Source organism: Mesorhizobium sp. B2-1-3A (assembly GCF_006442655.1).
Lineage (GTDB): Bacteria > Pseudomonadota > Alphaproteobacteria > Rhizobiales > Rhizobiaceae > Mesorhizobium.
Window position 1 is genome coordinate 908,894 of record NZ_VFWK01000001.1, and the last position, 13,096, is coordinate 921,989.

The following is a 13,096-nucleotide window of genomic DNA, read 5'->3' on the forward strand; positions in this document are numbered from 1 at the left end:
GTCAGGTAAGATGCTTCCGCCCCAGAGCCCAGACTAGGCTTGCGCAAAAAGGCGGCTTTGCGGCGTTAATCCGGCGTCTTTCGGTATCGCGCGGTCGATTGCCCAGTTTCAACGAAACGTGATCATTCTCCGGCTCAGCCGCGCCTTTTCCTGGGCTTTTCCAGCAGGGCGACCGCCTCGACATGCGGCGACCACAGGAACTGGTCGATCGGCGTCACGCTTTTCAGGGTGTAGCCGCCGTCGAGGAGGATGCGCAGGTCGCGAGCCAGCGTCACCGGGTTGCAGGACACGGCGGCAACGAATGGAACATCCGAGCGGGCGATCTGCTTCGACTGGTCCTCGGCACCCGCTCGCGGCGGATCGAAGACAAGGCCGTCAAAGGCGTTCAACTCCTTGAAGGTCAAGGGTCGGCGGAACAGGTCGCGGCGTTCGCCCGTCACCCGCTTGATGCCAGTCGCGAAGCGCGATCCCCGGTCGAGCGCCGAAAGTGCCGCCGCATCGCCCTCCACCGCATGGACTTCCGACTTCGCTGCAAGCCGGAGCGCAAAGCTGCCGCAGCCTGCGAAAAGATCGGCGATCTTCTTGGCGCGCTTCAGATGCCCGCCGACAATCTCGGCCATGGTCTGCTCGGCTGCTTCGGTTGCCTGCAGGAAGGCACCCGGCGGCACGGCGACCGCGACGCTGCCGAACATCACCACGGGCTTTCTCGGTTCGATGATGATCTCGTCATCGATGGACAGCCTGGCAAAGCCTTGCGCAAGGACAAAATTGGACGCGATGCGGCGCTGGTGTTCGCCGAGCTTGCCGGACTCATGCACCGCGACATCGAGGCCGGAACCCGTCACGGTGACGGCCATCCGGAACGATTTGGTGGTGGCGCATATCAAGTCTGCGAGCGCCTTCAACTGGCCAAGCGCTCCGACGATTCCGGGCAGCGAGATCGGACATTCCGATATGGAAATGATTTCCGGCGACAGATGGCGATTGAAGCCGAGCAGCATGCCCGTATCGGTGCGACGCGCGGCAAGCACGACACGGCGTCGCGTCTGCGGCGCGCAGGCAACCAGCGCGTCGATGTCGCACTCGATGCCCTTGCCCTTCAGGGCGTGCACCACCTTCTCGCGTTTCCACTGGCGATAGGCTTCGGCCTCGAAATGCTGGAGGGCACAGCCTCCGCACTCCGTGAAATGGCGGCAGGCCGGCTCTATGCGCAGCGGCGAAACCTCCAGCACCGCCATCAACGTGGCGCGATCCCGCTCGCGCGCGGCGGTGACGGTCTCGCCGGGCAGCGTGAAGGGAATGAACAGATCGCCGCCTTCGGTCTCGGCAATGCCGTCGCCCTGGGCGCCAAGCTTTTTGATGGTGAAGCGCGCGCTCATCGATCCTTGATTCCACCGAGCAGGAATTCGCGATTGCCGTCGCCGCCTTCGATTGGCGACAGATGCAGGCCGAGCGAGCGCCAGCCGGGCACGGCGTCCAGCCAATCCTGCAGCAGGCCGGCGACCCGGGCGGCATCGAAGGGGTCTTTCAAGAGACCGCCCTTGCCGATGGCCTCGCGACCCGCCTCGAATTGCGGCTTGACCAGAAAGACCGCGGCGGCACCGGGCTTCGCAATGGCGAGCGCCGGCGGCAGCGCCAACTTCAGCGAGATAAAGCTGACGTCGGAGACGATGAAACCTGGAACACGGCCGGCAAGATCGGCGATGGTGAGATCGCGTGCATTCAGCCCCTCGATGACCGTCACGCGGGGATCGCCACCAACATCAGGATGTATCTGGCCGTGACCGACATCGATCGCCGTGACATGGGAGGCGCCGCGTTCGAGCAGCACCTGGGTAAACCCGCCGGTCGAGGCGCCGATGTCGACCGCTTCGCAGCCTTCTGGGTCTAGGCTGAAGTGGTCGAGCCCGCCGATCAGCTTCAGCGCCGCGCGCGAGACATAGCCTTGCGCCGGATCATCGATGGCAACAAGGCATTGCGGCGAAACGTTCTGACCGGGCTTGCGGGCAATGGAGCCATCGACCGTCACCGTGCCACGCTCGACCGCGTCGCGGGCACGCGAGCGGCTGGCAAACAGTCCGCGCTGGACGAGCAGGTCGTCGAGCCGCTGGCGGGTGCTGGCTGGCAGAGGCGAGTTCATCGGCCTTCATGGCGAAAGCCGGCGGCGAAGGCAAGGACATTGGGCCGAACAAGCAAAGAGCGGCGAGCGCACCAGGCCGCGCCGTGGCTTGCGTGCATCGCATCGGGTTCGGCAAAATGGTAATCGAGGAGGAGAACCTCCATCGTCGGAACCCGGGGACAACGAATGCTGACGGGAACCTGCCACTGTGGCGCAACCCACTGGACCCTTGAGGGCGATCCCGGGCCGGTCACCGCCTGCAACTGCACGCTCTGCCGCCGCTATGGCGTGCTCTGGGCCTATGACTATGTCGATGAGCGCATTCGCGTCGCGGGGCCGATGGCCAGCTACACGCGCGCCGGAAAGGATACGCCTTCGCTCGAAATCCTGTTCTGCCCGACCTGCGCCTGCGTGCTCGCCTGGCGCGGGCTGCGCGCCGGTGCCTCCGGTCGAACACGCATCGCCGTCAATGTGCGGCTGGCGCCGCCCGAGGCCGTCGCCGATCTGCCGATCGACCATTTCGATGGGCTCGACACTTACGACGACCTGCCTCGCGATGGCCGCTGCGTGCGCGACATGTGGTTCTAGAAGATAGTGCGCGACACCTGGCGCTCGACGGCGGGAGACAAGCCGTCGTGCCGATCCCTTGAAGCTTGCTCACCTGGGTGCTCGGCGGCAACCGCGGACGCCGGCACAGGGTCAGGCAGGACCACAAGCTGCGGCACCTGCTTGTAGGAAAAACCGCCACGGATATCGCCCATCTTGCCGGCGACGATGCCCACTGCCGCCCTTTCGAGATTGCGGTCGTAGCGCGTCTCGGCGGCGGCGGGTGCCGCGATGATGGCCAGAAAAACCACGCCGCACAGAAGCGTCTTCATTGTTATTATCTCCCTGCCTGACGTCGATCTAGCAGGGCGCCGTTGAAAAACGGCCAAGGGACACGGTAAGCAAAACGCCAAACGGCAGTGTTAACAATGCGTTATGAAATCAAGCCGGCAAATTGATTCAAGCGCTTGAGGTTTTGATTCAGGCGCGCTGGGCGCGGGCCGTATGCCCGAGCGCGGTGAAAACGGTGCGCACGATGCCGGCGGCATCGAGGCCAGCATCGGCATACATTTTTTCCGGCTTGGCGTGGTCGGCGAACACGTCGGGCAGCACCAGCGGGCGCACCTTCAGGCCGCTTTCCAGCAGTCCTTCATGGGCGAGGAACTGCAGCACGTGGCTGGCGAAGCCGCCAATGGCGCCCTCCTCCACCGTCACCAGAACCTCGTGCGAGCGAGCCAGCCGCCGGATAAGATCCTCGTCGAGCGGCTTGGCGAAGCGGGCATCGGCGACGGTGGTGGAAAGCCCGGCCGCGCCGAGTTCCTCGGCAGCGATCAGACAATCCTGCAAGCGCGTGCCGAAGGACAGCAGCGCCACCTTTGTGCCTTCCCTGACGATGCGGCCCTTGCCGAGTTCGAGAACCGAACCGCGCTCCGGCATGTCGACGCCGACGCCATTGCCACGCGGATAGCGGAAGGCGATCGGGCCGTCATCATAACTTGCCGCGGTGCGCACCATGTGGCGAAGTTCCGCCTCGTCGGCGGCGGCCATCACGACAAAGCCCGGCAGGCTTGCCAGGAAGGTGGTGTCGAAGGCACCGCAATGAGTGGCTCCATCGGCGCCGACGAAGCCGGCGCGGTCGATGGGGAAACGAACCGGCAGTTTCTGGATCGCGACGTCGTGGACGACCTGGTCGTAGGCGCGCTGCAGAAAGGTCGAATAGATCGCCGCGAACGGCTTGTAGCCTTCGGTCGCCAGGCCCGCCGCGAAGGTGACCGCGTGCTGCTCGGCGATGCCGACATCGAAGGTCCTGGCCGGAAACACTTCGCCGAACAGGTCGAGACCGGTGCCGCTCGGCATGGCGGCGGTGACCGCGACGATGCGATCGTCCTCACGAGCCTCCTGGATCAGGCTTTCGGCGAACACCTTGGTGTAGGCCGGCGCGTTGGCCGGCGCCTTGGCCTGCGCGCCGGTAATAACGTCGAACTTGTTGACGCCATGATATTTGTCGGCGGCGGCTTCCGCCGGCGCGTAGCCCTTGCCCTTCTGGGTGACGACATGGATCAGCACCGGGCCTTCGCCATTGTCGCGGACGTTTTTCAGGACCGGGATCAGATGCTCAAGATTGTGACCGTCGATCGGGCCGATATGGTAGAAGCCGAGCTCCTCGAACAAGGTGCCGCCGGTGACGTAGCCGCGCGCATGCTCGACCGCCCTTGTAATGGCACGATCGGCGCGCTTGCCGAGATAGGACGTCAGTTTCTTGCCGAAGTCGCGCAGGCCGGCATAGGCCTTGCCCGACGCCAGCCGCGCCAGATAGGCGCTCATCGCACCGGTCGGCGGCGCGATCGACATGTCGTTGTCGTTGAGGATGACGATGAGCCGGGCATCGAGCGCGCCGGCATTGTTCATGGCCTCATAGGCCATGCCGGCAGACATGGCGCCGTCGCCGATGACGGCGATGACATTGTTGCGGCCGCCGGAGAGGTCGCGGGCAGCGGCCATGCCAAGGCCTGCCGATATCGAAGTCGAGGAATGGGCGGCGCCGAAGGGATCGTATTCGCTCTCGGCGCGGCGGGTGAAGCCGGACAGGCCGCCTTCCTGGCGCAGCGTACGGATGCGATCGCGGCGGCCGGTCAGAATCTTGTGTGGATAGGCCTGATGGCCGACATCCCAGATCAGCCGGTCGTCCGGGGTGTTGAAGACATAGTGCAGGGCGATCGTCAGTTCGACCACGCCAAGGCCGGCGCCAAGGTGACCACCGGTGCGGGACACCGCGTCGACCAGCTCGAGGCGAAGTTCTGATGCCAGTTGCGGCAGTTCGCTCTCGTCAAGCGCACGCAAATCCGCCGGAATGCGGACCTTGTCGAGAAGCGGCGTATGCGGCGTTGCGTTCACGGGAGCTCGGGCTTTCTGTTCAACGGCGGGATAGGCCGCCGGCCTGCGAAAGTAAATGCGTGTCGGCGACGCGGATCAAGCAGGTCCCCTCGCCGATTTTGCTCAGCTCTCCGGCAGCGGAATAAACTCTTTCGCGTCCCCGGGAACGATATCGAAGCGGCCCGTCTTCCATTCCTGCTTGGCCTGTTCGATGCGCTCCTTGGAGGAAGAGACGAAATTCCACCAGATGTAGCGCTGCGAGCCGAGCGAGGCGCCGCCGAACAGCATGAAATGCGCACCGGTTTGCGACGACACGATGATCTCGTCGCCGGGCCGGAACACCAGCAGGCGTTCAGCCGGGAAGACGTCACCCGAAATCGTGACCTCGCCTTCCAGTGTGTAGATGGCGCGCTCCTCGGCATCGGCCGGAATCTTTATGCTGGCGCCGGGCGCCAGCCTGAGGTCGGCATAGAGCGTCTCGGCGTCGGCCCGTACCGGGGAACGCAGTCCCTGGAAGTCACCGATCACAACGCGGCCTTTGACGCCTTCGGCATCGATCTCGGGCAGCCGCAAGGCAGCGGTGTTCTCGAATACGGGCGCCACTTCCTCCTTGCCGTCCGGCAGTGCCAGCCATGTCTGCAGGCCGGAGATCGACATCGGCGCGCCGCGCAATTCCTCGGGCGTGCGCTCGGAGTGCACGATGCCACGGCCGGCGGTCATCAGGTTCACGTCACCGGGCTGGATGACCATTTCGGTACCGAGCGAATCGCGGTGCCTGATCTTGCCGTCGAACAGATAGGTCACCGTCGACAGGCCGATATGCGGATGCGGACGGACGTCGAGCGCCTGGCCTGCACGCAGGATCGCCGGACCCATGCGATCGAAGAAGATGAACGGCCCCACCAGCCGCCTCCTGGCGGTCGGCAAGGCGCGACGGACCTCGAAGCCGCCAATGTCCTTGGCGTTCGGGATGACCATTAGTTCGATCTGGTCGCTGGCAAAGGCGTCGCCGGCCTCAGGGTCTTTCCCCGGGAAGAAGCTCATGAACTCTCCTTATCAGCGTTCGGTGACCGCTTTGGCGGCATCAGGCAAAGCGGATCGCCGCCTTTGCCCGCAGTTTGGCGGCCACTTCTTCGCGGTTGCGCGGATGCTGGTTGGTTTCGAGCGAATCGAGAAGTTCGCGCGCCGATGCCGCGATGGTCTCCACGGCGTGGTCGAACGCATGCTGGTTCTGTTTCGAAGGCCGCGTCGTTCCGCTCAGCTTGCGGACAAATTGAAGGGCTGCGTCACGCACTTCGTCATTGGTTGCAGGCGGATCAAAATTGAACAGGGTCTTGATGTTTCTGCACATCGCTTCCGTATCTCCTCTTGTCCTGGAGCTGTTTCAATCGGGACGAGTTTTATCCTCAATCATGATCGTGTCCAAAAACCGGTGAGGCAAGACCATGGTTCGCGGCCATGCCTCAGTCCGCGTCGAGCGGTTCCGTTCCAACCGGTTTGCCGTCGCGCGACAGCCTGATCTTCTCGACCTTGTCCTCGGCCGCCTTCAGCAGCCGGTCGCAATGCGCCTTCAGGGCCTCACCACGCTCATAGATGCGGATCGACTGGTCGAGCGGCACATCGCCGCGCTCCAGATCATCGACGATCTTCTCCAGCGCGTCGAGTGCCTGCTCGAAGCTCATCGCCTTGACGTCTTCGTTGGTCTCAGCAGCCATCATTCATCCTTTCATCAGTCGCCCGACATGGGCGGCGACCGAAAATGCCAGTCCCTGCAGATCGTAGCCGCCCTCAAGCAGGCTGACGAGCCGGTTGCCGCTGTGGCGGGCGGCGCGCTGCATCAGCTGGCCGGTCGCCCAGTCGAAATCGTCCTCGGTCAGGTTGATCTCGGCCAACGGATCACGGTGATGCGCGTCGAAACCGGCCGAAATGATGATCAGGTCGGGTGCGAAATTGTCGAGCGCCGGCAGGACGCGCGACAGGAAGGCATCGCGAAACACCTCGCTGCCTGTCTGCGGCGCCAGTGGTGCGTTGACGATGTTACCGGCGCCGGTCTCGCTCTTTGCGCCAGTGCCGGGATAAAGCGGCATCTGGTGCGTCGAGCAATAGAGCACCGAGGGATCGTCCCAGAAAATATCCTGCGTGCCATTGCCGTGGTGCACATCCCAGTCGACGACAGCGACACGCTCGACGCCGTGCTTCTTCTGCGCATAGCGGGCCGCGATCGCGGCCGTGTTGAAGAAGCAAAAGCCCATTGCGGTGGTCTTTTCGGCATGGTGGCCGGGTGGCCGGGCGGCGACGAAGACATTGTCGGCGCGGCCCGCGAAGACGTCGTCGACGGCCGCGTTGGCAGCGCCGATCGCGGTTATCACCGCCTGCCAGCTCTTCGGGCTGGCGGTGGTGTCGGCATCGATGCGGGCAATGCCCTCGTCAGGGATGGCGGCGCGCACGCGCGCGACGAAATCGGCCGGATGCGCGTAAAGGATGGTGGCCTCGTCGCCTTCAGGCGCCTTGACGCGGTCAAGCTCGGCAAAGGCTTCGTCGTCAAGCACGCGCTCGATGGCGCGCAAGCGGTCCGGCCGCTCGGGGTGACCGGGGGGCGTGATGTGCTCAAGGAAGATCGGATGCGTGTAGAGACGAGTGGCCATGGTCCCTATCTAGTGCCCCAACGCCGCGATGGCCATGCGTCGCGGCCCGATGGCTGGGGAAAATCACTTCTGCGTCCATTGGCGTCGCTGTGGGGATTGGCGCCGCGAACACTTCGGCATAAGGTCGCCGTCACTGCCTGGTGCCCGCCAGTTTGTTTGTCTAGCCGCATTCTGCGGCGCCAAGTGATTCCACTTGGCTGCAAATGCTCTGGCGGGAGAATCGGGAACACGGTTGAATTCCGTGGCGTGCCCAACGCTGTGAGGGGGACCGCGCCGGTAAATGCCACTGTCGATGACGGGAAGGCACCGGACGCGGGTTGATCCCGAGCCAGAAGACCGGCCTGGCAGGCACCGTCATCCGCATGGTCAGGCGGAGGACATGGTTTGCAATCGCAAGGGGACAAGCGATGCCGGATGCTATGACCGCTCCTGTCAGCGATGGATTTGACCAGATGGCGCGCGACGCGGTCTACCGCGCCATGTTCACGCGGCGCGATGTGCGCAGTCATTTCCTGCCTGCTCCTCTCGACGATGAGGTGCTGGCGCGGCTGCTGCTTGCCGCCCATCACGCGCCGTCGGTCGGGTTCATGCAGCCGTGGAATTTCATCGTCATCCGCGATGCCGCGCGACGGGAGAAAGTGCGCGATCTGTTCCTCGCCGCGCGAGAACAGGAACTGCCCGAAATCGAGGAAGAACGGCAGGCGCTTTACCGGAAGCTGAAGCTGGAAGGCATCTGCGAAAGCGCGCTCAACATCTGTATCACCTGCGACCGCCAGCGCTCGAAGGGCTCGCCACTGGGACGTTGGCACAATCCGGAGATGGACCTCTACAGCACGGTCTGCGCGGTGCAGAATTTCTGGCTGGCGGCACGCGCCGAAGGCGTCGGCGTCGGCTGGGTCAGCATCATCGAGGCGCAGGCACTGAAAAGCCTGCTGTCCATTCCCGACCATGTAACGCCGATCGCTTATCTCTGCGTCGGCCGGGTTTCCGAATTCGCGCCCAAACCGGACCTTGAAACGCACGGCTGGGGCCGGCGCCTGCCCCTGCCCGAACTGATCATGAGCGAGACCTTTTGCGGGCAAGGTGAGGCATCGCTCAAGTCAGCGGTGGCGCGCCTTAACGCCGTCGATACCGTACAGGCGACCGCCTGCCCGGCCGATCAGCGCGTCGCGCCGGCCGTGCCCCAGCGCGAGCCGCCGAAGGAGGAAAGCGCCTTGTCCTTGAGTTCCCTGAATTTCGATGATGCCTCGGCCAGCCTGATGTCCCAGGCCGGATCAGGCACCTGGCCGGCGATGGTCTTGAAATAGACCTGCATCAGGCAGGCGATGGCGAAGGGTTCGATGAACGCCGCCTTGAAGGCCCAGGCAAAGACGATGGCCAGCACGAAGGCCCAGCCGGCGAGTTGTCCGGGCATCAGGAAGAGAATGGCGCCGGCCGGCGCCAGCATCAGCAGGAAGATCACGAACGACACGCCCCACATGATGACCGCCAGCCAGACGGCGTTCTTGACCATGGTCTTGCCGTTCTGGGCGTAGAGAACGACGCCTTGCCGCGCGGTCTCGAAGGGTGAGGACGAATTGATGCGGATGTTGTAGCCGAGGATGATCTCGTCGACATAGGTCAACGACAGGCGGATCACCGTGTTGATGAAGGAGACCAGGCCGCTCAGGCCCGGAATGGGCAGAAAGGCGGCGACGCCGCCGAGCAGGCCGGTGATGGCGCGGATGGCGCCTTTGACCAGTTGGTCGACGACGAAAAGGATGTTGGCTTCGGCGAAACGCTCGGTCACGACCTGCCGGGCATAGGCGATCTGGTTCTGGCCGTCAGGGACATCATGGCCGTCGATCAGGTGGACCATGACGGCGATATGGCCGGCCTTGACGACGTAGAGGATGTATTCGCGGATCCAGTAGACGGCGATAGAGACGATGCCGAAACCGACCACGCCGCCCCACAGGGCAAAGGACAGCGGCCCATCGGGATCAGTGGAGATATGGCCGACGCCATAGCCGACCGAGGCGCCCGTGCCGGTCGCCATGATGTAGGCCAGCGTGATGCCGAAATAGACGATCATGCGAAAGACAATGAAAGGCCAGGTCCGCATCATGATGGACACCGACCTGCCGATATCGAAATCCCACATGCCCCGAATCTCCCCTCAGAGATGGCTGGGGAGGATGCGCTCTAACCGAAGATTGTCAATCATGGGCGGGGCACCAGGCCGCAGACAGGACTTCAGCTCGATTGCGGACCCGGTTCCTTGAGCAGACCCTCAAGCAGTTGCTTGAACGCCGCCACCACCTTCCTCGACGTGGCTTCGGGGTCGTTTGAATTGGCGATCCGCTGCGACGCCTGGCTGCTCGCCCCGTTGATAAGCCGTGCGGCCGTTTCAGGGTCGACGCCCGGGACGACCACACCTTCCCCCTGCAGCGCGGTCAGATGATCGGTCATTGAGCCGACGCAGGCATTGGCATTCGGCCATTGTGCCGGATCGCCCAGCACAGCCGGGCCATCCCGGAACATGATACGCTGGATTTCCGGCTCCAGCGCCATCTCGATATAGGTGGTGCATTCGTCGACGAAACGCTGCCAGCGGGTCGGCGCTCTCGACGCGACTTCGTTCACCCGAGCCGCCATCTCGCCGTCGATTTCGGCGATAACCGCCTCCAGCAGCCCCTTCTTGTCGCCGAAGTGATGATAGAGCGCGCCGCGCGTCAGTCCGGCGGATGCGGTGAAATCGTCCATCGACGCCTCGGCATATCCGATCGTCCCGAAGGCCTGGCGGGCCGCGGCGATCAGCTTGGCGCGCGTTTCGGCGATCATCTCCTTGCGGGGTCTGCGCATGCTTCGGGTCCTATTAACATACGTCTCGTATGCCAATTGACATACGCCGCGTATGGTCTATCTAGTTCTCATACGCTCCGTATGTAATTGTCGGAGCGCCTTTTGTCGAGGAACCGGATCATGCAGAACCCTTACTCAGAGATATTTCGCGCCCCCGGAGCCAAGGGCTTCGCTGCCGCCGGTTTCCTGGCGCGCCTGCCGATAGCCATGGCGCCTATCGGCATCGTGGCGATGCTGTCGCAAACGCGTGGCGAATACTGGCTGGCCGGCGCTGTCTCGGCGACATTCGCATTGGCCAACGCTTTCCTGGCGCCGCAAATATCAAGACTGGTCGACCGCCTTGGCCAGACCCGGATCGTCGTGCCTACCACAATCATCTCCGTGCTCGCATTCCTGGCACTGATTGCATCGGCCAATCAGGACTGGCCGGTCTGGACGCTGTTCGTGTCGGCGTTGCTGGCCGCGGCAATGCCCAGCATGCCGGCAATGGTGCGCGCACGCTGGACCGAGATTTTCCGCGGCCGGCCCGAGATGAACACCGCCTTCGCCTTCGAGTCGGCGGCGGACGAGTTGGTCTACATCGCCGGTGCATCGCTGTCGGTGGGCTTGAGTGCCGCCCTGTTCCCGGAAGCGGGCATGCTGGCGAGCACGCTGTTCCTTGCCTTGGGCTCGACGGCGTTCATCCTGCAGCGATCGACCGAGCCGCAAGTGCGGCCGATGGGTCACGGCTCGAGCGGCTCCGCAATCCGCCTGCGCCCGGTACAGATCATCACATTCGCCCTGATCTTCATCGGCGCCACCTTCGCGACGACGGAAGTCAGCACCGTGGCAATCACCAAGGAACTCGGCCAACCCGGCGCCGCCAGCCTCGTCATTGGCGTCTACGCGCTGGGATCGTTCGTGCTCGGCATCATTGTCGGCGCGCTCAATCTGAAAACACCGCTGCAACGCCAGTTGGCCATCGCGGTAGCCGTCATCGCGGTCAGCACGCTGTTGCCGCTCACGGCCGGCACCGTGCCGCTTCTCGCACTCACCGTCTTCATCAGCGGCGTGGCCATCTCGCCGACCTTCATCACGGCCTTCGGCCTGATCGAGCGGCATGTGCCCGAAGCGATGCTGACGGAGGGCATCACCTGGGTGACCACGGGGATCGGTATCGGCATGGCGCTGGGCTCCTTCGCCGCCGGCGCCGTGGTGGACGCATTCGGCGCCCAGAACGGGTTCTGGGTTTCAGTGGCGGCAGGCACCATCGCGCTGATCACCGTGCTGCTTGGCCAGCGCAGCCTTGCCACCCACAAATGCGAGTTGGAGGGATGCGACGCCGCCGCCGTTCCGGCCGAGTGACCGCCTGGATATGTCGAGATTCAGGTCAGGCCGACCTCACCTGAATATCAACATGGCCTAGAGAATCTCGGTCTTCGCAATGTGGATGCCGAAGCCTTCAAGGCCGACATAGTGGCGCTCGCGCGAGGCGATCAGGTTGATCGACGAAATGCCGAGGTCCTTCAGGATTTGCGCGCCGAGGCCGATCTCGCGCCATTCGTTCTCGCGCCGGCGGGCCTCTTCATGATCCTCGCGGTCGCCGCTTGCCGGCCGTTTGCGTTCCTGATGCGCAACGCCGACGGACCCCTCGCGCAGATAGACGATGACGCCGCGCTTGCGCTCGCCCATCGCCTTCATGATGCCGTCCAGCCGATGGCTGGTGCCGAAGACGTCGGTCACCACATCCTCGGAATGCAGCCGCACCGGCACGTCCTCGCCATCGCGGATGTCGCCGAAAACGACAGCGACGTGATGCATCGTGTCCCACGGCAGCGTGTAGGTGAAGACCTGCGCCTTGCCGCCGAGCGTGTCGATATCGGAGCAGGCGACGCGCTCGACCAGCGTTTCCTTGCGCTGACGATAGGCTATGAGGTCGGCAACCGACACCTGTTTCAGGCCATGCTCTTCGGCGAAAGCCTGCACCTGCGGGCCGCGCTTGACGGTGCCGTCGTCATTGACGAGTTCGGAAATGACGCCGATCGGCGGCAAGCCGGCGAGCTTGCAGAGATCAACGGCGGCCTCGGTATGGCCCGAACGCATCAGGACCCCGCCTTCGCGCGCGATCAGCGGAAAGATGTGGCCGGGACGGACGAAATCGGAGGCGCCGACATTGCCATTGGCGAGGTTGCGCACGGTGAGCGTGCGGTCGTCGGCCGAAATGCCTGTCGTCGTGCCATGCTTGAAATCGACGCTGACGGTGAAGGCGGTGGTGTGGGCGGAATCATTGTCGGCGACCATCGGCTGCAGGTTGAGCCGCTTGGCCTCCTCGCGCGGCATCGGCGTGCACACGATGCCGGAGGTGTTGCGCACGATGAAGGCCATCTTTTCCGGCGTACAGTGAACAGCGGCGACGATCAGGTCGCCCTCATTCTCGCGCCCGTCATCGTCCATGACGACGACGATCTCGCCACGTTCGAAGGCTCGGATGGCTTCGACAATCTTCTTCTGATCGTAAGGCATTGGCGCTCGCTTTGCTCGCAGGGCAGTAGGGGAATAGGGCAGTAAGGCAGTAGGGAAAAGGAAAATT

The 13,096-nt window shown here is 63.9% G+C and carries 13 protein-coding genes, 1 pseudogene and 1 riboswitch; of the genes and pseudogenes, 3 read left to right on the forward strand and 11 right to left on the reverse strand.

The window, feature by feature from the left end; all coding sequences use genetic code 11:
• Positions 1-134: 134 nt before the first annotated feature.
• Positions 135-1,379: a class I SAM-dependent RNA methyltransferase gene (locus FJ977_RS04505; RefSeq protein WP_140768912.1), complete on the reverse strand. Its 1,245-nt coding sequence runs from the start codon at positions 1,377-1,379 to the stop codon at positions 135-137.
• Positions 1,376-2,140 (reverse strand): TlyA family RNA methyltransferase, encoded by a 765-nt coding sequence (locus FJ977_RS04510; protein WP_140768914.1) that lies wholly within the window; start codon positions 2,138-2,140, stop codon positions 1,376-1,378. The genes FJ977_RS04505 and FJ977_RS04510 overlap by 4 nt, the downstream gene beginning before the upstream one ends.
• Positions 2,141-2,305: 165 nt before the next feature.
• Between FJ977_RS04510 and FJ977_RS04515 the strand changes: the two genes are divergently transcribed.
• Positions 2,306-2,707 carry a GFA family protein gene (locus FJ977_RS04515; protein ID WP_140768916.1) on the forward strand — a complete coding sequence of 134 codons (402 nt, stop codon included), beginning with the start codon at positions 2,306-2,308 and terminating at the stop codon, positions 2,705-2,707.
• Here FJ977_RS04515 and FJ977_RS04520 read toward each other — a convergent pair.
• The 6 genes from FJ977_RS04520 to FJ977_RS04545 all read right to left on the reverse strand — a co-directional run bounded on the left by FJ977_RS04520 (position 2,704) and on the right by FJ977_RS04545 (position 7,683).
• Positions 2,704-2,997, reverse strand: coding sequence for a hypothetical protein (locus FJ977_RS04520; protein WP_140768918.1), 294 nt, complete (start codon positions 2,995-2,997; stop codon positions 2,704-2,706). The genes FJ977_RS04515 and FJ977_RS04520 overlap by 4 nt on opposite strands.
• 148 nt (positions 2,998-3,145) lie before the next feature.
• Entirely contained in the window at positions 3,146-5,059 is a 1,914-nt protein-coding gene (gene dxs / locus FJ977_RS04525; RefSeq protein WP_140768920.1) for a 1-deoxy-D-xylulose-5-phosphate synthase, read from the reverse strand.
• 102 nt (positions 5,060-5,161) lie between these two features.
• Positions 5,162-6,082, reverse strand: a complete 921-nt coding sequence (locus FJ977_RS04530; protein ID WP_140768922.1) for a pirin family protein — start codon at positions 6,080-6,082, stop codon at positions 5,162-5,164.
• 40 nt (positions 6,083-6,122) lie between these two features.
• Positions 6,123-6,389: a DUF2277 domain-containing protein gene (locus FJ977_RS04535; protein WP_140768924.1), complete on the reverse strand. Its 267-nt coding sequence runs from the start codon at positions 6,387-6,389 to the stop codon at positions 6,123-6,125.
• Between the two features lie 112 nt (positions 6,390-6,501).
• Positions 6,502-6,753, reverse strand: a complete 252-nt coding sequence (locus FJ977_RS04540) for an exodeoxyribonuclease VII small subunit (RefSeq protein WP_056565628.1) — start codon at positions 6,751-6,753, stop codon at positions 6,502-6,504.
• Between the two features lie 3 nt (positions 6,754-6,756).
• Positions 6,757-7,683, reverse strand: a complete 927-nt coding sequence (locus tag FJ977_RS04545) for a histone deacetylase family protein (RefSeq protein ID WP_140768926.1) — start codon at positions 7,681-7,683, stop codon at positions 6,757-6,759.
• Positions 7,684-7,860: 177 nt separating this feature from the next.
• Positions 7,861-8,043, forward strand: a riboswitch (cobalamin riboswitch).
• A gap of 92 nt (positions 8,044-8,135) precedes the next feature.
• Here FJ977_RS04545 and bluB point away from each other — a divergent pair.
• Positions 8,136-8,720, forward strand: a pseudogene (gene bluB, locus FJ977_RS36200) (5,6-dimethylbenzimidazole synthase); the annotation flags it as partial.
• Between the two features lie 122 nt (positions 8,721-8,842).
• Here bluB and FJ977_RS04555 read toward each other — a convergent pair.
• Both FJ977_RS04555 and FJ977_RS04560 read right to left on the reverse strand, forming a co-directional pair.
• Positions 8,843-9,826 carry a hypothetical protein gene (locus tag FJ977_RS04555; RefSeq protein WP_246682816.1) on the reverse strand — a complete coding sequence of 328 codons (984 nt, stop codon included), beginning with the start codon at positions 9,824-9,826 and terminating at the stop codon, positions 8,843-8,845.
• A gap of 92 nt (positions 9,827-9,918) precedes the next feature.
• The gene (locus tag FJ977_RS04560) at positions 9,919-10,527 is read right to left on the reverse strand and encodes a TetR/AcrR family transcriptional regulator (protein WP_140768930.1); all 609 of its coding nucleotides are present in this window, start codon (positions 10,525-10,527) and stop codon (positions 9,919-9,921) included.
• Positions 10,528-10,647: 120 nt separating this feature from the next.
• Here FJ977_RS04560 and FJ977_RS04565 point away from each other — a divergent pair, with 120 nt between their 5' ends.
• Positions 10,648-11,871 carry an MFS transporter gene (locus tag FJ977_RS04565; protein ID WP_140768932.1) on the forward strand — a complete coding sequence of 408 codons (1,224 nt, stop codon included), beginning with the start codon at positions 10,648-10,650 and terminating at the stop codon, positions 11,869-11,871.
• Between the two features lie 57 nt (positions 11,872-11,928).
• Here FJ977_RS04565 and ribB read toward each other — a convergent pair whose 3' ends face one another.
• Entirely contained in the window at positions 11,929-13,029 is a 1,101-nt protein-coding gene (ribB, locus tag FJ977_RS04570; RefSeq protein ID WP_140768934.1) for a 3,4-dihydroxy-2-butanone-4-phosphate synthase, read from the reverse strand.
• Positions 13,030-13,096 lie beyond the last annotated feature (67 nt).

Coding starts and splice junctions, on each gene's coding strand:
- FJ977_RS04535 (WP_140768924.1), bottom strand. CDS start 6,389: ATGTGCAGAAACATCAAGACCCTGTTCAATTTTGATCCGCCTGCAACC.
- FJ977_RS04510 (WP_140768914.1), bottom strand. CDS start 2,140: ATGAACTCGCCTCTGCCAGCCAGCACCCGCCAGCGGCTCGACGACCTG.
- FJ977_RS04515 (WP_140768916.1), top strand. CDS start 2,306: ATGCTGACGGGAACCTGCCACTGTGGCGCAACCCACTGGACCCTTGAG.
- FJ977_RS04560 (WP_140768930.1), bottom strand. CDS start 10,527: ATGCGCAGACCCCGCAAGGAGATGATCGCCGAAACGCGCGCCAAGCTG.
- FJ977_RS04545 (WP_140768926.1), bottom strand. CDS start 7,683: ATGGCCACTCGTCTCTACACGCATCCGATCTTCCTTGAGCACATCACG.
- FJ977_RS04540 (WP_056565628.1), bottom strand. CDS start 6,753: ATGGCTGCTGAGACCAACGAAGACGTCAAGGCGATGAGCTTCGAGCAG.
- FJ977_RS04505 (WP_140768912.1), bottom strand. CDS start 1,379: ATGAGCGCGCGCTTCACCATCAAAAAGCTTGGCGCCCAGGGCGACGGC.
- FJ977_RS04520 (WP_140768918.1), bottom strand. CDS start 2,997: ATGAAGACGCTTCTGTGCGGCGTGGTTTTTCTGGCCATCATCGCGGCA.
- FJ977_RS04530 (WP_140768922.1), bottom strand. CDS start 6,082: ATGAGCTTCTTCCCGGGGAAAGACCCTGAGGCCGGCGACGCCTTTGCC.
- FJ977_RS04555 (WP_246682816.1), bottom strand. CDS start 9,826: ATGTGGGATTTCGATATCGGCAGGTCGGTGTCCATCATGATGCGGACC.
- ribB (WP_140768934.1), bottom strand. CDS start 13,029: ATGCCTTACGATCAGAAGAAGATTGTCGAAGCCATCCGAGCCTTCGAA.
- FJ977_RS04565 (WP_140768932.1), top strand. CDS start 10,648: ATGCAGAACCCTTACTCAGAGATATTTCGCGCCCCCGGAGCCAAGGGC.